This is a genomic window from Vibrio sp. MarTm2, assembly GCF_027587055.1.
GTDB classification, from domain to species: domain Bacteria; phylum Pseudomonadota; class Gammaproteobacteria; order Enterobacterales; family Vibrionaceae; genus Vibrio; species Vibrio sinaloensis_D.
In genome coordinates this window covers 104,563-125,565 of sequence record NZ_JAPPTK010000003.1, presented here as the reverse complement: position 1 = coordinate 125,565, position 21,003 = coordinate 104,563, and the positions used below count along the sequence as shown (strand labels likewise).

The following is a 21,003-nucleotide window of genomic DNA, read 5'->3' as shown; positions in this document are numbered from 1 at the left end:
AGATTAGCTAATTTATCGGCAGTCATCTGTGATTCTTGATGATTAATTAGGCATCAGTTATTAGACATTAGTACTAGGTCAGCGGGAACATTGACCGCTGTCACATTTACTCTTTCCTGTCAGCCATTTAGAGACGGTATAGCGGTTATTTGCGAACTTGATGTATGCCCAGTCAGCCATGGGGCTGATAAGTGGCCAGCGTAAAGGTGCATAAAGCCATCCTTTGCCAACCAGTGACCAAGCTCGATAGGTCACATCAAGACCAAGTAATAAGTTGTGATTGTGGTCGTAGGCATGAAGAATTCTTGAAGCCTCAACAGGATCTACATGTGGGTAAGCAGCGAAGTCTGGGGAGTGGAGATCGACAATCGAGAGCAGGTCTTGTGTGTCGTGCTGTTTCAGTGCCTTCATTTCTTTGAGGCATAGTGGGCAAGTTCCGTCGTAGAAAATGGTCAGCTGTGTCATGGGGTTCCTCTTTTTTGCTTTTCTACGACGGCCACGGGTTTATTGATCAGTGCTGGTGGATTGAAGGTAGCGATGCCAGTTTTGACTGACCGACTGATATTGATAGATGCAAAAGTCTTTGCGCTCCGTTAGGTAATCTTTTTCGACTTCATCTAAAAGTTGTTTGTGCTTTTCTGGATCGCTGCCATACACCAGACACAAAGTAGAGAAGTAGCGCTGCAAGTCAAAACTGTGCTCGTCAATGTATTCGCCAAATTCGTAATAGTCGGGTTTATCTCCCGATTCAAAAGCAAACATGTCGGCAGCACTGATCGCGGCATCGTCCCCGTTGTCGACATAATCAATCATCAGCAGAGCGGCTAAGTTGTCTACTGCATCTTCTTCTTTTCCGAGAATGGGAATGTTTTGATCCGCGATGTAGGCGTGCCCAGCTTCGTGAATGAGGGTATGGAGTATGGTGTCGATTGCACCAAGCTCGGCAGACTTACCATACTTTTCATCGTATTTGTTCTTTTTGAAGTAGCTCCATGCTTCTTGATAGAAGGTGTAAGGCATTTGAACGACATGCTTTTGCGGATCATAGAGTGGACCATCATCACTGCCATACTCAATAACAAGCGGCTTGTTGAACGGCATCAAGCGTTCGGATAAGGCGACCATTGTGTCGTTGACACCGCTTTGCTGAATCTCTTTGAGTGCCTGTGCTTCTTTTGCATCAAGTGGCTCAAGGTAACGAATGGTGATATTGTCGCTGGCCACGACCGCCTGTGCGCTAAGCAATGCGCCAACAAGCAGCAGAGAACGAGAAAACATAAAAAATCCTTATTATTCTAATCAATCGATAGCCTTACTTTATACTGACATAAAAATGGGCTTTTCGCTTACTCTGTTACTCAACATAAATACGGCTGGTGAATTGAATGGTCCTCGGGCGATTAAGGCAAGTCGCTTAGATAATTGTTAGGGTGGTGGGGCAGCTTGTGCTACACTCGCCGCCCTTTTCTGTCACAGTGAGATATATACCATGAGCCTAAAGAAAGAACTGCAAAACCTTCATAACCGTCTAGACGCGTGTCAACGTAAGCTGGATGCAGCGAAAGGTCGTGGTGATCAGGAAATGATTTCTAAGTTTACTGATGAGATTGAAAAGCTGACCAAGAAAGCGAGCTCGGTTAAACACAAGCAGCAATATGATATGAACAAGGAGCGTAAGAGCTTGTTGGACATGCCATTTTCGCGCGAAATCACTAAAGCAGAGCAGGCAGATATGGGTAAACTTAAAAAGTCAGTAAAAGGGTTGGTTGTGGTTCACCCAATGACAAAATTAGGCAAAGAGCTTCACCTGAAAGTGATGACAGGTTACGCGCCTAAACCATTTTAATCAGATTCATTAAAAAAGCGCCTTCACGGCGCTTTTTGCTTATTGGATGTCCAGTTTATTCAGTAAGGATGGATAGCCCCAGCCGTTCTCGTTTATGACCACCTCTTCTCCCGTTAGGTACTGATACAGTGTTGGCGCCAGCGAACCATTCGCCTCACTCTCCAATGGCGTAACGTTTTTGCCAATGGGCTCGCCCCAAAAGCCGATAAATGCGTCTTTCTCTAAATAGCTTTCACCTGCATGTCGCCCGGGCACCTTAGTGTTGTAACCGACGCCTTCTGCTGGGAACAAGTTAATGGTGCCTGCTCTATCTTCTGCATATAACTGAGCCAGCTCGACGACAGAGTCTGGGCGCGGCGTGAAGCGAGTCAGTGACTTCCATTCTTCGGCGTTACACCAAGAGCTCGGATTACTCACCTCGGCTTGGTAGAGGCATTTGTCGACCAACTGACCAAATCGTGACAAGGCGGCATCTGTCGGCGCTGGTAGGTATGGGTTCAATATTTGGGTTTGCAATAAGCGGGGTTTGTCGTTGAGCCCACGATAGAAGAACCGGTCTCCTTTGCGGATGATTTCCTCATCAACGCGTTGACCCTCTCGAGTCGATACCAAACGAATGTGGCAAGACTGTTCGCTGCACTGAGACTCTCGCACCACGAGGTAGTCTAAACTTGCGGCCAAGTAATCCAGTGAGCGTTGAATAATATCAACGGTTTCACCTTGTGGTGCATTGACAGGCGACCACTGTGTCAACTCATGGTAGACGGGTTGTACATGCCAACCTTGCTGCGAGTTAAACATATCCATCATGAAATTACCGCCAGCCGTCGAGGCGACAACCACATCGATGTTCTTGTTACTTGGGTAGCTAAGCGCATTGGTGATCTTAGGACCTTCCCCTTCGTCCGATGAAATTTTACGGATGATTAGCGGGTAGCCGAGCTGTTTCTCTAGCGGTGGGAAAATGGCTTTTTCAGGGTTAAGCGCATGATAGACCGGAGCTAAACCATGATCGCCTGCCATGCCGAATAAGGTGTTTTGATACACCCCAGCTCGCTTATAGGCTTGCTCAACTGAGGTAATCCAGTAATCGAGTCTATTTAGCTCACCACTTGGCATGATGATTTCATCACTAAACGGGCCAACAAAATGGGCAAAATGATCCGGCCAAGGGTTATAGATTAAGGTGAAATCGGGCATCCCTTTGCCATCAAGTTTGGTGTAGTCTTCCAAATCCTGTTCAATTTTCCATTTGCGCGTTAAGCGGGTATAGAAGTCCCACACAGGGATGTCTTGATAGCCTTGGATGTTATCGATCAGGGATTGACGTTTTTTGGTTAACTCAACCTCAACCACAGAGCGTTCGTCCAGCTCTCTTAGGCAGCGTTTTTCGCCAAAGTCCCTTAACGCTTCGCCTGCTCCCAAGTTGACTAATCCATCATAGCTAGTGTGCGCGTTCCAATCGTACTGCGCGTTGCAGTTAAGAGTTTTAAGGTGCACAAGACGATCAAACATGGTTTGAACCTTGTTGACTTGCATTAGCCTGTCGAGTTGCAGTGCATCGTTGCCAAAAAAGTAGTAGGCGCGGTCTTGCTCTCGATCGACAAAATGGAAATTGGGAATACCAGTCCCTTCTTTTCCAGAGACTTTTGCGCCAGTTTTAATGATGGGCAGGTTGCGCACACTGATGGTCGGTGTTGAAGAGATGCCCACCTGAGCGATGGAATCCGAATGGTCTCGGTAAAGGCGTTTGAAGAACGGCAGGTAGTGCGGATCTTTGTAGGTTTGCTCAGATAAAATCTCTAAGAATCGAACACTTTGGACATGATCTGGCGTGGCTTGAGCAAAAGCAGGTTGCTTGGCGGTGAGTGTAAGATGCTGTTGATACGCGTGCTTAATGAAGGGCTTTTCAGGGTCGACTAAGCCTTCCATCAAACCTTGCTGTAACCCGTCGACGGTAATCTGAACGGCAAAGCGTCGATTCTGCTGCGATTCTAAGAAAGCAATCACCGACTCTGGGTTGTCATCAAAGTTGGTTTGCAGCCAGTCGTTCAGCTTATGCTGCCTTTCATCTTGAAACACAAACTGTCGATACGCTTTAAGCACATTGAGTCGCACAAAGTCGATCAAACTAATGGTAATCGCTTGAGCTTTGTTGTTGGTTTTGTCGACATACTGTGGCAGACCATCTTGAGCAATGGCCAAAATGGCATTCTTCATGTCGCCCTCATCCATGCCCTGACCAACTTGATTCAAGATACCGACGACAATGGGTTGAATTTTGGCAACCAGCGCTAAGTCTTCTGGTCGGTTGGATAAATAGGTATAGGTGTCTGGTAGGCGGTCGAGGTCTTGCCATTCGCCAACCTGAACCAACGCATCATAGACCGTCACCATTGACGCCATAAAGTGGCGATCGACTTTTAAGCCTTCTCGGTGTGCTTGGTCTTTGTGGTGCTCTTTTTCCGGCTGGGCGCTTTGCTCACTAAGCGTAAACAGTGAGTGCTCAAATCCGGTCAGTACCTCATCGTCGTAGACGGTTTTCAAATATTGCTTAAACGTATCTTCGTTGCCGATGCCGGTATAACGGTCATAAAACTGATAGAGAAAATAACCCAAAGGAATGGCGTAGTTTGGATTGGCAAGCTGAGCCATCACTTTGGCTTTGGTTTTGGCGTCAAGTGGCAGAGTGAGCAGGTAGGCTTCGAGGGTCAATCCGCCCACCGTAAACAGAGTCATGTCTCGGGCAAAGCGCGTCGAATAAGAGAGTGAGTCAGCGATCTGGTTTTTCAGTACCTCAGATGAGTTAAACAACCCACCGATTAGAGGGGTTTGACCCACTTCTGCATGACCTGTTGCCGGGAGAGCCAGTGCTGCACAAACAGCGAGATTGAGCTTATTAGAGCGAAACCAACCCATTGAATTTAATCCTATTACACCGTGACTAATGTGCATTTTGGCAGCTTTGATAGAGAGTGCAACATGAGGGGTGAATTTGGTGATATGCAGTGAAATGCCAATTAGCGGGAGTTGGTCGTTATTTTCAGTGAACGTTGTGAAAATTATTGTCAACGGATATCAAAGTTAAGATGTGCGCCGCAATTCATATTTGTTCTTGATGGGTTCTTGCTTCCCTTATCATGAAATTCGATATCGGTATTATTTCGACCTAGGTTGAGTTGCTATGTTTGCGACATATTCGCGCTTGTAATGTAACTGAATGATTATATTAAGTATTGGTTATATATCGCTGCGCTATAAGAATTAGTTCACTCAACGGAGAAATGATATGAACACACAACGTACCGTATTAGCGATGGCTGTGGCAATCGGCTTAACTGCTTGTGGCGGCGGAGGTGGAAGCTCGGATCCGGACCCGACCGCACCGGCAACGTCTTCTTTTACCGCAAGGGCGGCAGATGGTTATCTAGAGGGCGCGATAGCGTGTCTGGATCTGAATGCGAACAAAGCGTGTGACGATGATGAGCCCTCTACCGTGACCGATGAAAATGGTGAGTTCACTCTAACAAATCTGACGGCTCAGCAGCGCCAAAACGGCGTGGTTGTGATTGAAGTGGTGCCAGGTCAAACCATCGACCAAGACAACCCAGACACTCCTCTCACTAAAGCCTACACACTTACCGCGCCTCCGGGCTCAGAATTTGTTAGTCCGTTGACGACACTGGTTCAAAATGAAGTGGAAAAGGGCAAGAGTTTAGAAGATGCAAAAGCGGTCGTGAAAGGGCAACTTGGTAGCTTAGGTGGCAAAGTCGATCTAGAACAAGACTATGTTGCAGCAAAGGCTTCGAGCACTATGACTCAAGAGGAACGCGAAGCGTATATGTCTCTTCACAAGGTTGCACAAGTTGCGGCATCGGTGATGGCTAACGCGACCGACTCTCTGGATGCTTCAAAGGCCGGCATTGAAGACGACGAACTTAAGGAGCTGATCATCGAGCAAGTGATGCAGGTGGTTGATGACGTGTTGTCTCACATTGGGAATGCAGAAGATGACATCGACATTGACAAGATTCTCGGGGAACTCCCGTTAGAACTGGCTCAAGAAAACTTGAAAGACAAACTTGATGAGCTTGATGCGGTTAAAAATAGTGAAGATGTTGACCTGCTTAAGGTTCTAAAATCGGACGGTTTAGTTTGGTTTGACAGCTACGCAGAGGACTACGCTCCACCTGAGTTGGAGTTTGGCGCCATCCGCGTGAATAAAGAATCTGAAGTGGAAGAGCTTCAATTCTTCTACGACTACCAAACCGGTGGTTTCGAGCAACATCACCAAGAGCCGGGTTCTGATGATGGTCAAATGCTCCTAAGTGCAGAAGGTTGGGTTGCAGCGGATGATACGGTTGTTGAAGTGGTGAGTCGTGAAGATGGCAGCTTACTTGTCAAAACAGCGCTGCCTGAACTGGATCAGGAAATCTCCGCGGATCGTGTCAATATCAGCAATTTGAATGTGCGTGAAATCCTAGAAGATGCGGATGACTCTGAATATTGGCTTAACCACATCGATAGCGATCTCGTTTTCCCAGTCAATAGTGTGGCCTATAAAGTTGAATCAAGCATGATTGAAGAGGGGTACTATGGTTTCAACAAAGGAGATTGGTGTGAGAAGTCCGATCCGGATCGCTACCAAGCTCTAGGAAACATGTGTAACGGTATTAGTCTCGGCGGGGTGTGGTTGAAGACGCTTGCATCAACTATTGCGGTGAATGACTCTGACCGCAGTGGTACGCATGATACCGCCGACTTGATCCCATTGGCTGGAACGAGCCACGGTATTTTATACGCTCAGCTAACAAGTGTGGGTGATGTTATTTACTACGCTTACCAAGGGGATGGAGCCTTGGCCAAGCTTGCGGCGCAAGGAAGTTGGCAAGATATCGAACATAAAGGCCAGACCTTGCGTGAAGTTACGTTCCCTGAAGCATTTGAAGATGACCTAACTTGGAGCGATTTCAACAGAGAGGATAACAAGCTTTACCTCGCTGTTTATAACGATTTCGTACGCGTCACTTGGTATGTTGATGGTGATGAGGCAGAAGGGGATGAGTATCTATTTGGTTCAACTGCTGCTGAATTTATTGTCTCGAGTTACCAACCTTTCACTCTTCAAGCTTGTCTAGACTCATTGTCTGATGCCGACTATGAAAAACAAGTAGGCGATACTTGGGTTCAAAATGTAACGCGTAATATGTCTTGGGTGGGTCATACTCAGCATTGGACGTATCACTTAGAGCATATGGGAGATAACTTCTCTTGGCTTGCAGATTCCAATGTCACTGATTTACCTGCTCAGTATGCGTCTGGAGCGCTAACACAAACAAGAGTGAAAGGCTATGATGAAGCCGATAGCGTGGTGTTTGTGGAAGCGCAGTATGAAGACCAAGATCATTACTACGGTCAAATTGGTCGTGATGAAAGTGGCAGCAGCTGGGGTAATGTCAAAGTGGTTCTACCAACCCCTGTAGCGAAGTCTGAACTGCTGTTGGGCAAAACGGTTGAGCATGAAGATGCGGCTGTCGCGAGCTTGACTCAAGTGACTGATGCTGCGGAAGGTACCTTGATTGAGCAGCTTAAATCGGAATACTTTACCTATACTCAGCAGTTCTTAGGCAAACGCTCGATTGAAGTGGCGGCGGGTGAGTTTGATGTTTGTCATATGGTCAGTTACACCCATTGGGGAGCTGGCGCTGCTAGCCCTGTAACAGACAAGAACGTTGTTTGGCTAAACAATCGTGGTGTTGTGAAGCAAGAGCGTGATGACCCATCATGGGGGGCACAGTTAGACATTGAAGTGGCGAGTTTGCCAGAGATCGATGATTAACTTCTTCTTTTACGGGTGAGAAAAGCGCAGCGGTATCGCTGCGCTTTTTGTTTCTATTTGAGCTAATAGCCCATCAATTGAAGCAAGTTTTCAGCGGTTTTGATGGCTTCTTTGCGGTTAGCGATATTGAGCTTTTGGTACAAGTTACGAATGTGAGTCTTAATGGTTGTCCCTGCGACATCCAACTCTTGGGCGATTTGTTCATTGCTAAACCCTGAGTAAATCAGACCCAGCACTTGCCATTCTCGTTGGGTTAGCGGACTGGTACGAACAAGTTCAGGGATGTTTGGGTGATTGACTAACTTCTCGACGAACTCTTCATCGAAGTGTACCGAGCGGCTACGCTGAGTGGTGGAAATGTCCTTCAGCAGTTGCTGAGCTCTGTGACGTTCTAGATCCCCTAGTTCATTCTTGTTATTGAGTTTCTCCAGAATATGGCCAATCTTCGCGCCATCAACCAAGAAGTTGCCCAACATACCCGTCTGATTGGTCAGCGCCAACGCCTGCTTAAGTCGATCTCGGGCTTTCTCTTCGTCCTTGAGAGAAATAGCCAGAACCGCTTCCACAATCAAGTTGCGGTTGGTGTCGGTAAGTAATTCGTTATTGTTTGCTTGTTCTTGCAAGAAAGCTAAGGTTTGCTCCGCTTGCTCGAACTCTTCCAGTGCAATCTGCGCGCGGGCAATGTTACGCCATTGAAGTTGAGTAAAGTGGTTACACGCTTGCTCTGGCTTGACGGTGGTGTCTAACCATTGACGAATGGCCTCCAGATCGCCGCGCGCTTGCCAGAATAAAATCAATGACAGTGAGGCGTTCGCTGTCCAATCGACGTGGTAGGTTGACTGTTTCTGCAGATGCACAATTTGGTCGATGAACTTACCCGCTTTGTCGAGTTCCCCTCGGCCAATGGCAATACGCGCCAACATTGAGTAGCTATGTAAGTGCTTACTTGGGCTGTGATTCCCTAGGATATCAAGCCCTTTGTATGCGCACTCTTCCGCTTCATCCAAGCGGTTCCAGCACCAGAGGATTTGCGCTCGAACACGAAGTAAAAACTCATGCAGGGGAACTTGCTGCAACTGCTGCTCTTCGATCAGTTTGAAGGCATTGTCTTGCACTTCGTACGCGGCTTGAACGTAACCTTGAGCGATCAAGATTTCGCTTTGCTGCAGCATGGCCCACAAGGCCTGGTGGTAGACTTGGTATTGCCTTGCCAGCTTTTCGGTTTGTTGCATCATTGGCAGTGCACGGCTCAAGTGGCCTAATACGTGGTTAACTTCGCCCACAACAGAGGTAGCAACGATACGACTACGATAGACGGTACTATCGAGTTGGCTCAGTGACAATTCCGCTAGCTCGAGGGCTTTTTCAGGCTCATTCTGGTTGATTGCAACTTGGGCGCGTAGTGCGTTGAACTCGCCTTGCTCTTTGGTGCTTAAGACCACGTTAAAGGCTTTCATTTGCGCATCGGCTTTAGAGAGCAAATCGCCAACATCGTTGTATCTGTGTTGGCTTTGCGCTAACCAAGCCTGAAGCATGCACAGTTTCGGTTCGCTGTAGAGTTGCTCAGGGCTGAGCGTCTCAATCGCTTTCTCGACACTTTGCAGTTCGCCACCATTAAACATTTTCCACCCATATTGCAGCAAGATGTCGGCAATTAACTGGCTATTTTGTGCTTTTTGCGCATGGTAAAGCGCTTGATGAGGAGAAGAGAGCTTCAGCCACGCTTTCGCTGCGGTTTGGTGTAGTTCTGTTTCTTGCTGAGGAATACGCGCAGAGCGTTCGTGCGTTAAGAACTCCGCAAACAGATTGTGGAAGCGATACCAGTTTTGTTCGCCTTCCAGCGGATGAATGAACAGACCAAAGCGGTTTAACGATTCAATCATGCTCAGCGCATCATCACGCTGGGTGAGGGCAGACACCAACTCATCATTAAAGTGATCAAGGATGGAACACTGGAGTAGGAATAAGCGAGTTTCTGCATCCAGTAAATCAAACACCTCTTCGACAAGGTAATCCCATAGGTGAGCATGGTTAAATTGAGAAAATGATTCGGCGGACTGGGCTAAGGTTTTATGCTGATGCTGCGCTTGCAACGCGATAAGTTGCAATGCGGAAGGCCACCCCTCAACGTACGCTCGTAGGTTGTTTGCGGTTATGTCATCAATGCCATCAGCCACCCGCTGATTAAAGAATCTTGTGGTCTCTTCGGTATCAAACGCCAACAGTTCGTTGCCAATTTCAATCATCAAGTCACGAACGCGCAAGTTTGCGGTGCCCAATGGAGGTGCGGCGCGACTCGTGACGACAAGCGTTAGGTTGTCTGGCATGTGCTTAAGGAAGAAACGCATGGCTTCGTGGATTTCTTCATCACTGATCAGGTGATAATCATCGAGCACGAGGTAGCACTCTTGATGGAACACAGACATTTCAGAGAAGACTTCGCCAAACAGAGAATGAAGAGAGGAGAACTGACGCTTCTCGGCGAGTTTTTGCGCGTTAGGGCAAGCGTTGTTGGTTGCTTTGTTCAATGCTTGCAATAGGTAGTTCATAAAACGGAAAGAGTCGTTGTCACTTTCGTCTATGCTGTACCAACCGACGTTAACTTTGTCCGATAGCCATTGAGCCGCCATCGTGGTTTTTCCATACCCCGCCGGAGAGCGGAAAAGGACCAGTTTGTAGCAAGGGGCTTGTTGCAACAAATCTAAAACTCGCGGACGAACGATAGCATTATGTAATCGACCCGGTCGGGTTAACTTAGAAGGAATCCACATCTTCTTTTCCCTGCTCAATACCCCTAATTGTTGTTATTCACTCTGCTAGGGGGTGGTGAATAAATAGCCAATAGGCCTTGTTGACAGCGATGTTACTTGAGAACGAACCCCACAGTTATTGATCAACCACGAGATTTTTGTGTAATTCACACTTTGTTGTTATCTACGCCCCTAAATTGTGACAACTATCACCTTTGTGGCGGGTTGTGAGTGCGACCTCTATCCTTTGTTGCACCAAAAATGATGAAAACTGAGTAACAGATGAAAACTTAATGTGATCAAGTATACATATCCATCAATTGGTTGTTTTTCTGAACCAACAAGTTTCATAAACAGGATGTAGGGTTAATTCGTTGATGGTGTGATCTCAATCACCAGGGTCTGCGCTCAGGAATAGTGAACTGAGAGTCAGATCACTCTGCTTTGAGGTGTCCTCCCTCTACGCCCTGAGCCCTCCTCCTAATAAGCCGTTTTGGAGGAGGATGTTTTGCTAGCCGTGCCCATGCACGATATGCCTCAGATGAATTAGAACCAATAAGTGAGATTTCTCTAATGAAACCTACGCAACAGACAAGCTTTGATAAAGCGACTTTCCAACATGACGTGAAAATGCACCTTTCAGCAACGTATGCAAAGACGGAAGAGACAGCAACGTCACGTGAATGGTACCTAGCAATGGGTAAAGCGTTAGCAGAGATAACGACACTCGATCTGCTAAAAACGGAACAAGATCCTAAAATCCAAAACGCAAAAAGCGTTAACTACCTATCACTTGAATTCCTCATTGGCCGCTTGACAGGTAATAACCTCATCAGTATGGGCCTTTACGAGCAAATCACTGAAGCGATGGCTGAGCTAGGCCAAAACCTGACTGACCTACTTGAAGAAGAGCGTGACCCTTCGCTAGGTAACGGCGGTTTGGGTCGTCTTGCGGCGTGTTTCATGGATTCATGTGCGGCTCAAGAATTCCCAACTGTGGGCTACGGTCTGCACTACGAGTACGGTCTGTTTAAGCAATCTTTCGAAGAAGGCCGTCAAAAAGAAGCGCCAGACGCATGGCGTGGTGTTGAAGGCTACCCTTGGGAAGTGGCTCGTCCAGAACTGGCACAAGAGATTGGCTTCTACGGTCACGTTGACGTTGAATATGTGAATGGCAAAGAAGTCCGTAAATGGGTACCAGGCATGACGGTAAAAGCGATGCCTTGGGACTTGCCAATTGTGGGTTACGAATCAGACACGGTGTACCCACTGCGTCTTTGGGAATGTCAGGCGATTGCTCCATTCTCACTTGCGAGCTTTAACAACGGTGACTACTTTGAAGCGCAGCACTCACTTATCGATGCAGGCAACATCACCAAAGTTCTGTACCCGAACGACAACCACGAGAAAGGCAAAACTCTGCGTCTAATGCAGCAGTACTTCCACTCAGCAGCGTCAGTACGCGACATTCTACGTCGTCATGAAGCGGCAGGCTTTGCACTCGCGGATCTTCCAAAGCAAGAAACGATTCAGTTAAACGATACGCACCCAACGATCGCTATTCCTGAATTGATGCGCATCCTTATCGATGAGAAAGGTTTGTCTTGGGATAAAGCGTGGGAAATCAGCGCGAATACTTTTGCGTACACTAACCACACGCTACTACCAGAAGCATTAGAGACATGGCCTGAGTCGTTGATTCAGCGTCTACTTCCGCGTCATATGGAAATCATCTTTGAAATCAACCACCGCTTCCTACAAGAAGTTCGTAAGATGTGGCCTGGTGATGGTGAGAAGCAAGCGAAGCTTTCTATCATCCAAGAAGGTTTCAACCGCATGGTTCGCATGGCAAACCTATGTGTGATTGGCTCGTACAAAGTGAATGGCGTGGCAGCGCTGCACTCACAACTGGTTAAAAAGGACCTGTTCCCTGAGTTCAATGAGATCTTCCCAGGTAAACTGACAAACGTAACCAATGGTATTACACCACGTCGTTGGTTGAAGTTCTGTAACCCAGGTTTGTCTAACCTCATCTCAGAAAAAATCGGCACAGAATGGCCTGCAAAACTAGAGCTACTTGAAGGCATTGCTCAATACGCGACGGATGCGAAATTCCAAAAAGCATTTATGGCCGTTAAGAAGCAAAACAAACAGCGCTTGGCGGATTGGGTTCAAGAAAACATGGGCATCGAGCTTGATACTAACGCGATCTTCGACGTTCAAATTAAGCGTCTGCACGAGTACAAGCGTCAACACCTAGACTTGCTACACATCTTGTCGCTTTACCACCGCATCATCAATGATCCAAGCTTTGAATGTACGCCGCGCGTGTGTTTCTTCGCTGCGAAAGCTGCGCCGGGTTACCACCTAGCGAAAGAGATCATTTTTGCGGTCAACAAGGTTGCTGAGAAGATCAACAACGACCCACGTATTGGCAACAAGCTAAAAGTGGTCTTCATTCCTGACTACCGCGTGAGCATGGCAGAAATCATCATCCCAGCGGCAGATGTTTCTCAACAAATCTCGCTAGCGGGTAAAGAAGCATCAGGTACCGGTAACATGAAGATGGCGCTAAACGGTGCGCTAACGATTGGTACGATGGATGGTGCGAACGTAGAGATTCGTGAAGAAGTTGGCGATGAAAACATCTACATCTTCGGTCTAGACGTTGAGGGTGTACAAGCGCTGAAAGCACAAGGCTACAACCCTTACGACTACTACCACGCGGATCCACTGCTTAAAGCGTCGCTTGATTTGCTAACGGGTGATGAGTTCACTCCAGGTCAACCTGGCTTGCTACGAGCAACATTCGATAGCCTGCTTGATGGTGGCGACCCATACCTATGTTTGGCTGACTTCGCATCGTACGTTCAAGCGCACGAAGAGATGGGCAAACAATACCAAGACCAAGCAGGTTGGGCGAAGAAAGCCATTCTCAACACCGCCTTGGTTGGCAAGTTCACATCAGACCGCTCAATTCGAGACTATGTGAACAACATTTGGAAATTAGAGTCAGTAAAACGCTAATTTACTCATAAAGCCAAGACCTTCGGGTCTTGGCTCACTCTTTTAATCTATTAAATACCCTACATTTTGAAGGTATACGCAGTCCTTCGGAGAGAGCGATGAAAGAACAAAACGCATTAAAACAAGTCGCTGAAATGGCAAGAATTGCCGACAGCTACGTAAGCGCGTGGGGAGATGAAGCAAAAGTTGAGGACGAAACGATCCGTCACTTACTTGCGTCTTTAGGCTACGACGTAACCAATGATGAAACTCTTCTACAATCGGCAGAGAAAAAGCATAAGAAAGATGTGCTTGAACCAGTATTAGTAATTCGTGATGGCGAGCCTGTAGAGGTGGCATTGAACTTGGGTGCAAGTGCCCGAGAAAGCGAGTTTAGCTGGCAGCTGGCGACTGAGCAAGGAGAGGTACTTGAAGGCTATCTTCAGTCTCAGATCGTGCGTGATGAGCGCAAAGAGGGTGGCCCTTTAGTGTTTGCACTACCAAGTGATTTGCCTTGGGGTTACCACAAATTGACCGTGACACGTAAGCGTCGCAAGTCGCCATACGAGATGACACTGATCGTGACGCCAAAAGCGTGTTTCAAGCAAGCAGACATCGAAAATGGCAAAAAAATGTGGGGCCCAAGTGTCCAACTTTATACACTTCGCACTCAGCACAACTGGGGGATGGGTGACTTTGGCGACCTAAAACAACTGGTTGCGGATATCGCCTCTCGCGGTGGCGATTTTGTTGGCTTAAACCCAATTCACTCACTCTTTCCTGCCAACCCAGAAGGGGCGAGCCCATACAGCCCGTCTTCTCGTCGTTGGTTAAACATCCTATACATCGACGTGAGCTCAGTGCCTGAGTTTTCATTGAGCATTGAAGCGCAGCAAATGGTGGGCAGTGCGGAGTTCCAGCAACGCCTACAAAAAGCGCGTGACTCTCACTGGGTCAACTACACCGAAGTGTCAGAACTGAAAATGAGTGTGCTGCCACTGCTGTTCAATGAGTTTAAGAAACGTCACCTCGACAAAAACAGCGAGCGCGCTCAAGCATTCTTGGCCTTTGTTGAACAAGGTGGTGACAGCCTAGTCCACCAAGCGGCGTTCGATGCGCTGCACGCGACGTTACATGCTGAAGATAACAACGTTTGGGGGTGGCCTGTCTTCCCTGAAGAACTGCGTCAATTTGATAATGCCGCAGTGCAGAAGTTTATTACTCAGAACCAAGATAAAGTGCATCTTTACATGTACTTGCAGTGGGTTGCAGACTCTCAAATTAAAGAAGCGCAAGCGCTGGCAGAAGAGAAAGGCATGTCTGTGGGGCTGTATCGTGACCTAGCGGTTGGCGTGGCGGACTCTGGCGCGGAAACGTGGGCGGATAATGGCAACTTGATCCTTGATGCCAGCATCGGTGCGCCGCCAGATATCTTAGGTCCATTGGGTCAAAACTGGGGCTTACCACCACTTAACCCTCAAGTATTGAAAGCGACAAGCTACGATGCGTACATCCAGCTTCTGCGTGCCAACATGAAACACTGTGGTGCACTTCGCATTGACCACGTACTTGGCTTGCTGCGTCTATGGTGGATTCCAAAAGGTGAAAACGCGACCAAAGGCGCGTACATCTACTACCCAGTTGAAGACATGCTGGCAATCTTGGCGCTTGAATCGCACCGTCACCAATGTAGTGTGATTGGTGAAGATTTAGGAACCGTGCCGGATGAAATCGTTGAAATTCTTCGTGATGCGGGCGTTCACTCCTACAAGGTGTTCTTCTTCGAAACGTCGGAAGATGACGGTGGCTTTATCTCTCCGGCGCATTACGCTGAGCAATCTATGTCTGCGCTATGTACTCACGATATGCCGACATTGAGAGGTTTCTGGCACTGCGATGACCTTAAAATGGGTCAAGAGCTTGGCTTGTATCCAGACGAAAAACAGCTCCAAGGCTTGTTTGAAGGCCGCTTAGAATGTAAGCAAGGCATTCTAGATTCTGTAGCATGGCACGGTTATCTACCAGAAGGCGTGGGCCGTGACGCTCAGTACGTTCCGATGGATTCATATTTAGCCGAAGCGTTGCAGCTGCATGTGGCTGCGGGCGCTTCAACCTTGCTGAGTGTTCAGTTAGAAGATTGGTTGGAAATGGATCAACCTGTTAACATTCCAGGTACGGTCGACGAGTATCCAAACTGGCGTCGTAAGTTGTCGATGAACCTAGATGAAGTGTTTGCACAAGAAGGCGTGAACCGTATTGCTCACAAGCTGACAGAAGTTCGTGCTAAGGTAAGCAAATAGTCGCTGCTTTCACCTTTTACATAGAAAAATATCGACTTAGTCACTCTATGTAAAAGCGTAATTCAGTACACTTTCAGAACGCTATTTTAAGCCCGCAATCATATGGCGGGCTTTTTTATAAATTAGAACAATAATATCAACTTAGTCTATGTGATGGTTTCTTTTTGCTTGCTAATACCGTGCCCCAACGGTGAGGGATAGGGACAGAATTCACCCATTCACAGTGCCAAGTCGATACATGAAAGTTCGGTTAGGGAGAGATACATTTGAAAACGGCTATTCTGGACAAAAAAACGCAAGCGTATAACCAGCTTTCTCATGCAACGTTTGTTGACCCATTTTCATTCCTTGGTCCATACCTTGATGCTGACGACGGTGCGATCCGAGTATGGATGCCAGGTGCAGACTCGGTCTCGTTGTTGATTGATGGCGAAGACCCGATTGAATTGACGCGCGAAGATGCGTCAGGCTTTATTCTTGCGGACAAGCGTGACTTACATTTCACCCACTACCAACTTGCAGTGCAGTGGGGAGAGACAGAGCAAATCGTCGACGACCCTTATCAGTATCACAATATTTATGCGGAATACGATGACCTGCATACGCCAAAAGAGATGTATAAGCACATGGGCGCGCAGTTCATTACCCTTGAACGTGACGGTAAGCAGATCAGCGGTACGCGTTTCTTGGTTTATGCTCCTCATGCAAGCGCATGTAGCTTAGTTGGGGATTTTAACCAGTGGGATGGACGCCGCACACCAATGCAGCGCTTAGATTACGGTATTTGGGGTTTGTTTGTGCCTAACCTGCCGGAAGGTACCCAATATAAGTTCGAGTTGAAAGGACCCAATGGTGAGGGGCTACCGCACAAAGCCGATCCGTGGGGCGCTCACTCTGAGCAGTTCCCGTCGTTTGCGTCGTTAACTTATGACCACTCTCGCTACGCGTGGCAAGACGAAAAGTGGCAAACCCGCCCTGTCACAGAGAAACGCAAAGAAGCCCTTTCGTTTTATGAGTTGCATGTCGGTTCATGGAAAAGAGACGACAACGGCGATTTTCTCAATTATCGCGAGCTGGCCGATGAGTTGATTCCTTATTTGGTCGAGATGGGCTATACACATGTTGAGCTTATGCCAGTTTCGGAGCACCCGTTTTACGGATCTTGGGGCTACCAACCTGTGGGCTTGTTCGCCCCGACCAGCCGTTATGGTTCACCAGATGATTTTAAGTACTTTGTTGACCAGTGCCACCAAGCGGGATTGGGTGTTGTACTTGACTGGGTGCCAGCACACTTCCCGTCCGATGACCACGGCTTAGCGAATTTTGACGGCACGCCGTTGTTCCATGATCCAGACCCACGACGTGGTTGGCATCAAGATTGGAACTCATACATTTACGATTTAGGTCGTGAGCATGTTCGTCGTTTCCTTGTCTCCAACGCGCTCTATTGGTTCGAACAGTTCCATATTGACGGTATTCGCGTGGATGCCGTGGCTTCTATGTTGTACTTGGATTACTCGCGCAGTCATGACCAATGGATTCCCAATGTCGATGGCGGCAACGAGAATTACGATGCCATTGCGACCTTGAAGTGGATGAACGAAGAAGTTTATAAGTACTTCCCAAATGCGATGACGATTGCAGAAGAATCGACCGCTTTCCCTGGCGTTTCTGCCCCAACCTTTATGGGCGGACTTGGTTTTGGGTTCAAGTGGAACATGGGTTGGATGCACGACTCGCTGTCATACATGCAAGAAGATCCGGTTCACCGCAAGTATCACCACAACACGATTACCTTCCCACTGGTTTACGCACACAGCGAAAACTACGTGCTTTCACTCTCCCATGATGAAGTGGTGTACGGCAAAGGTTCCATTCACAATAAGATGCCGGGTGATGAGTGGCAGCAAACAGCAAACTTACGTGCCTACTTAGGGTACATGTACGCGCAGCCGGGCAAGAAGCTGAACTTTATGGGCGCGGAGATCGGCCAAACGGCAGAATGGAATCATGATGATCAACTGCAATGGTTCTTGCTTGAGTTTGAACGCCATCAAGGTGTTCAAGCACTGACTCGAGATCTCAATAAGCTTTATCGTCAAGAGAAAGCGATGCACGAGCTTGATTGCGAGCCATCAGGCTTTGAATGGCGCTTGCAAGATGCCGCTGATGCATCGATTCTGGCCCATGAGCGAATCAGTGAAAGCGGCGAACGCATTCTCGTGATCTCGAATTTTACTCCGGTACCACACGAATCATTCAGAGTAGGTGTACCAAATGCAGGGCGTTACGAGCTTCTGCTTAATACCGATTCTTCTGAGTATAGCGGAAGTGGTTTTGAGGTACTGGCAGCGGTCGAATCCGATGAAACTGAGAGTGAAGGTTTGGCTCAATCACTAACGCTTCGTCTACCACCGTTAGCGACCGTGTTTTACAAGTTAACTTAACCTTCTCTAGTAATGCACAATTGTTTAAAGGCCTGACAAAATGTCAGGCCTTTCTATATAAAGCGGGCAATATTCCACTGGATTGATATCAATATCACCAACTAGCCTTTGATCGTCATATCAGTTCACAGTCTTTGTCGAATTATTCGTCTATATTCCCCCTTGAATCTGCGTCTTACCCCACTTTTGTCTTATATTTGAGAAATTTTATGCCCCAGTTAAAGTTGGGTTGATATCACAGTTTTGATCTTTAGAATGGCAATAAAACAGCGTTCATTGGATCGCCTGTTTAGGGAGCTTTGTTATATCCGACATTTCGATCGGCAAGCGGACACGGATTGTTTTGTCTATTTAAGGTACAAACAATGAAAAAGCTATTATTGCTAGGGCTGTGTACGACACCGGTTCTGGCTTCGGAGTTACAGGTTTCCGTCGATCTTCTTGAAGGAACCTATGTCGGTGAATCTAAGTATTATTACGATACAGAGTACAGTGATTTACCGGGTTTCTATCATGAGAAGAACAGTGTTGAATGGGGAATTGGTTTAAAATACATTCACGATTTTGAAGATTGGGATGTGTTCGCTAAGTTCTCTATGGGCGATTCGGAACTGCGCCATTCGCACACATGGGAAACGGGCGCACGTTACCGTCTAAATGAGAGTCATTGGTTTAGTGCTTATTGGAAAGGGACCTTTGCCAAAGAAGAGTACCAAATTGAGGATCGTGTGATTGACCCAGAACACCAGAACTCTATCACTAATGGTGAGTGGGCAATGTGGGCGATTGGACGTTATCAGTACAACCTACAATCGCAGTTTGATTTACCTCTATACGTGGGTTTTGAGGCTGCAACGGACTTGAACGATCCAGCGCTGATGCAAGACACGTTAGCGGGTTTTGTCGGCGTTCGTTACGATCAATATTTTGCTGAAGTCAGAGCGGGTGAAGACTTGATTTTTGCGACGTTTGGCTTAAGTTTCGATATGTTCAAAGAGCAAAAATAGTCCTATTTAGCGGTTCACTTACGAAATGACAAAAAGCTTCCAAGATGGAAGCTTTTTTTGTGTCTTTATTGCTGGTTAACAGACGCTAGTGTCTTTCACCGCTATGATAACAGACCTAAACAAGGAGAATCAGATGGAACCGAGAATCAGCATCATCACATTGGGCGTGGAAGATTTAGAGCGTTCGTATCAGTTTTACCGCCAACTTGGCTTCCCTTCCTCGAGAACGCCAGAAGATGGCATCATTTTTTTCAAAACGGGTGGGGTCTGCCTTGCCTTATACCCACTCGCGGCACTCGCAGAAGATGTGTCTGCTGATAAGGCGGTTACTCGAAACGGTTTCAGTGGTGTGACTCTTGCGCATAACACGCGTTCGAGGGAGGAAGTCGATCAAATCCTTGCGCTTGCTGTTCAAGCGGGCGCAACCTTGGAAAAAGAGGCGCAAGATGTGTTTTGGGGTGGGTACAGTGGTTATTTCTCTGATCCAGATGGTTATCTGTGGGAGGTCGCGTACGGTGATTGCTGGGAGTTCAATGCCGATGGCTCATTGGTGATTGAGTAGGAGCGATACATGACATTACTCGCGATCCACCACGCAGCAATTATTTGCTCTGACTATCCGCTATCCAAGCAGTTTTACACACAAACTCTGAAACTGAGAGTGGTGGCAGAAAACTATCGAGTTGAGCGAGACTCCTACAAGCTGGATCTCGCGCTTCCAGATGGCAGCCAAATTGAGTTGTTTTCTTTTCCCAACCCACCAGTTCGCCCTTCACGACCCGAAGCGCAAGGGCTTAGGCACTTAGCCTTTACTGTAGAATCGGTGCAAGAGTACGCCGAGTATTTGCGTGAGGCTGGAGTGGAGGTAGAACCCATCAGAATTGATGAGTTTACGGGTAAGCCGTTTACTTTTTTTAATGACCCAGACGGCTTACCCTTGGAACTCTACCAAGCCTAGTCGAGCAGTTGCTCCTTGATGATCTTGAATACGCCTGCCTCTGCATTGCTCGGTGCAGAAAAGCGAGCCGTTTCTTTCACTACGGGGTGGGCGTTTTCCATGGCGTAGGAGTGATAACTGACTTTTAGCATCTCCAGATCATTGAGGTAATCACCAAAACTCATGGTTTGCTCATAAGTAAACCCAAGTGATTGCTGTAAATGCTCAATGGCAGCCCCTTTGGACGCCTTGGCATTCATCACATCAAGCCAAATCTTGGCGCTGACCACCACTTGGTGCGTCTTACCAAAGGCTTGATGAAACGCTGGATAAACCAGCTCTTCTGAGCCGCCAAAATGACAGATGGCCACCTTAATGAAGTCGTCTTCGACGCTAAGCAGATCGGTAACATACTCACAGCGATGGTAGTATTTGGCGAACTCTGCTATTGCCGCTGAGTCCTTTGTTTCGATATAAGCTGACTTTTTGCCGCACAATACGATATGAGCACCTTCAATGCTGCGAGCTAATTGGATGATGCTTTTTATCGAGGGTTTGTCGATTTCGCAGCTGTAGAGTTCTTGCCCTTGGTGCATGACTAAGGTGCCATTTTCAGCGACAAACAGCATCTTATCTTTTACTGGCGCAAAGGTGTCGATCAAACTGTAGTATTGGCGACCCGAAGCGGCAGCGAATAGGATCCCTTTGTTCTCAAGTTGTTGGTAAATATCGAAGAAATCAGGATTGAGTTGACTGTTTTCATCGAGCAGGGTGCCATCCATATCGGCGGCGACAAATTTAATATCGAGTTGTGACATAGTATAGAGAGTCAGAGGACACTGTTGATTGGACTTCAGACAGTAAGTTACCT

General features: G+C 47.4%; 13 protein-coding genes. 8 read left to right on the top strand and 5 right to left on the bottom strand.

All coding sequences use genetic code 11. The features are described 5' to 3' along the window. Nucleotides 1-78 precede the first annotated feature (78 nt). Nucleotides 79-465: a thiol-disulfide oxidoreductase DCC family protein gene (locus OH458_RS08065; RefSeq protein WP_269977916.1), complete on the bottom strand. Its 387-nt coding sequence runs from the start codon at nt 463-465 to the stop codon at nt 79-81. Nucleotides 466-504: 39 nt separating this feature from the next. After that, the gene (locus OH458_RS08060) at nt 505-1,278 is read right to left on the bottom strand and encodes a DUF4344 domain-containing metallopeptidase (protein WP_269977915.1); all 774 of its coding nucleotides are present in this window, start codon (nt 1,276-1,278) and stop codon (nt 505-507) included. Between the two features lie 211 nt (nt 1,279-1,489). On the opposite strand from OH458_RS08060, the gene OH458_RS08055 reads away from it, so the two are divergent. Then, nucleotides 1,490-1,846, top strand: a complete 357-nt coding sequence (locus OH458_RS08055; RefSeq protein ID WP_038135393.1) for a YibL family ribosome-associated protein — start codon at nt 1,490-1,492, stop codon at nt 1,844-1,846. 39 nt (nt 1,847-1,885) lie between these two features. Here the strand turns inward: OH458_RS08055 and OH458_RS08050 are convergent, their stop codons facing one another. Continuing rightward, the gene (locus OH458_RS08050) at nt 1,886-4,765 is read right to left on the bottom strand and encodes an alkaline phosphatase family protein (protein WP_269977914.1); all 2,880 of its coding nucleotides are present in this window, start codon (nt 4,763-4,765) and stop codon (nt 1,886-1,888) included. Between the two features lie 370 nt (nt 4,766-5,135). Between OH458_RS08050 and OH458_RS08045 the strand changes: the two genes are divergently transcribed. Continuing rightward, entirely contained in the window at nt 5,136-7,685 is a 2,550-nt protein-coding gene (locus OH458_RS08045) for a hypothetical protein (RefSeq protein WP_269977913.1), read from the top strand. Between the two features lie 62 nt (nt 7,686-7,747). Here the strand turns inward: OH458_RS08045 and malT are convergent, their stop codons facing one another. Further along, nucleotides 7,748-10,456: an HTH-type transcriptional regulator MalT gene (gene malT / locus OH458_RS08040; RefSeq protein WP_269977912.1), complete on the bottom strand. Its 2,709-nt coding sequence runs from the start codon at nt 10,454-10,456 to the stop codon at nt 7,748-7,750. Between the two features lie 552 nt (nt 10,457-11,008). Between malT and OH458_RS08035 the strand changes: the two genes are divergently transcribed. The 6 genes from OH458_RS08035 (at nt 11,009) to gloA2 (ending at nt 20,153) form a co-directional block, all read left to right on the top strand. Then, a complete protein-coding gene (locus OH458_RS08035; protein ID WP_269977911.1) occupies nt 11,009-13,462 on the top strand; it encodes a glycogen/starch/alpha-glucan phosphorylase in 2,454 nt (817 codons plus the stop codon). Between the two features lie 98 nt (nt 13,463-13,560). Continuing rightward, the gene (gene malQ / locus OH458_RS08030; RefSeq protein WP_269977910.1) at nt 13,561-15,741 is read left to right on the top strand and encodes a 4-alpha-glucanotransferase; all 2,181 of its coding nucleotides are present in this window, start codon (nt 13,561-13,563) and stop codon (nt 15,739-15,741) included. Nucleotides 15,742-16,007: 266 nt separating this feature from the next. Continuing rightward, nucleotides 16,008-18,188 carry a 1,4-alpha-glucan branching protein GlgB gene (glgB, locus tag OH458_RS08025; RefSeq protein ID WP_269977909.1) on the top strand — a complete coding sequence of 727 codons (2,181 nt, stop codon included), beginning with the start codon at nt 16,008-16,010 and terminating at the stop codon, nt 18,186-18,188. Nucleotides 18,189-18,553: 365 nt separating this feature from the next. Then, nucleotides 18,554-19,195, top strand: coding sequence for a hypothetical protein (locus OH458_RS08020; RefSeq protein ID WP_269977908.1), 642 nt, complete (start codon nt 18,554-18,556; stop codon nt 19,193-19,195). 133 nt (nt 19,196-19,328) lie between these two features. After that, nucleotides 19,329-19,757, top strand: a complete 429-nt coding sequence (locus OH458_RS08015) for a VOC family protein (protein WP_269977907.1) — start codon at nt 19,329-19,331, stop codon at nt 19,755-19,757. A gap of 9 nt (nt 19,758-19,766) precedes the next feature. Next, on the top strand, nt 19,767-20,153 hold the full coding sequence (gene gloA2 / locus OH458_RS08010; RefSeq protein WP_269977906.1) for an SMU1112c/YaeR family gloxylase I-like metalloprotein: 387 nt from the start codon (nt 19,767-19,769) through the stop codon (nt 20,151-20,153). Here gloA2 and OH458_RS08005 read toward each other — a convergent pair. Next, complete coding sequence (locus OH458_RS08005; RefSeq protein WP_269977905.1) at nt 20,150-20,950, bottom strand: Cof-type HAD-IIB family hydrolase; 801 nt, start codon at nt 20,948-20,950, stop codon at nt 20,150-20,152. The genes gloA2 and OH458_RS08005 overlap by 4 nt on opposite strands. Nucleotides 20,951-21,003 lie beyond the last annotated feature (53 nt).

Coding starts and splice junctions, on each gene's coding strand:
- OH458_RS08065 (WP_269977916.1), bottom strand. CDS start 465: ATGACACAGCTGACCATTTTCTACGACGGAACTTGCCCACTATGCCTC.
- OH458_RS08060 (WP_269977915.1), bottom strand. CDS start 1,278: ATGTTTTCTCGTTCTCTGCTGCTTGTTGGCGCATTGCTTAGCGCACAG.
- OH458_RS08055 (WP_038135393.1), top strand. CDS start 1,490: ATGAGCCTAAAGAAAGAACTGCAAAACCTTCATAACCGTCTAGACGCG.
- OH458_RS08050 (WP_269977914.1), bottom strand. CDS start 4,765: ATGGGTTGGTTTCGCTCTAATAAGCTCAATCTCGCTGTTTGTGCAGCA.
- OH458_RS08045 (WP_269977913.1), top strand. CDS start 5,136: ATGAACACACAACGTACCGTATTAGCGATGGCTGTGGCAATCGGCTTA.
- malT (WP_269977912.1), bottom strand. CDS start 10,456: ATGTGGATTCCTTCTAAGTTAACCCGACCGGGTCGATTACATAATGCT.
- OH458_RS08035 (WP_269977911.1), top strand. CDS start 11,009: ATGAAACCTACGCAACAGACAAGCTTTGATAAAGCGACTTTCCAACAT.
- malQ (WP_269977910.1), top strand. CDS start 13,561: ATGAAAGAACAAAACGCATTAAAACAAGTCGCTGAAATGGCAAGAATT.
- OH458_RS08020 (WP_269977908.1), top strand. CDS start 18,554: ATGAAAAAGCTATTATTGCTAGGGCTGTGTACGACACCGGTTCTGGCT.
- OH458_RS08015 (WP_269977907.1), top strand. CDS start 19,329: ATGGAACCGAGAATCAGCATCATCACATTGGGCGTGGAAGATTTAGAG.
- gloA2 (WP_269977906.1), top strand. CDS start 19,767: ATGACATTACTCGCGATCCACCACGCAGCAATTATTTGCTCTGACTAT.
- OH458_RS08005 (WP_269977905.1), bottom strand. CDS start 20,950: ATGTCACAACTCGATATTAAATTTGTCGCCGCCGATATGGATGGCACC.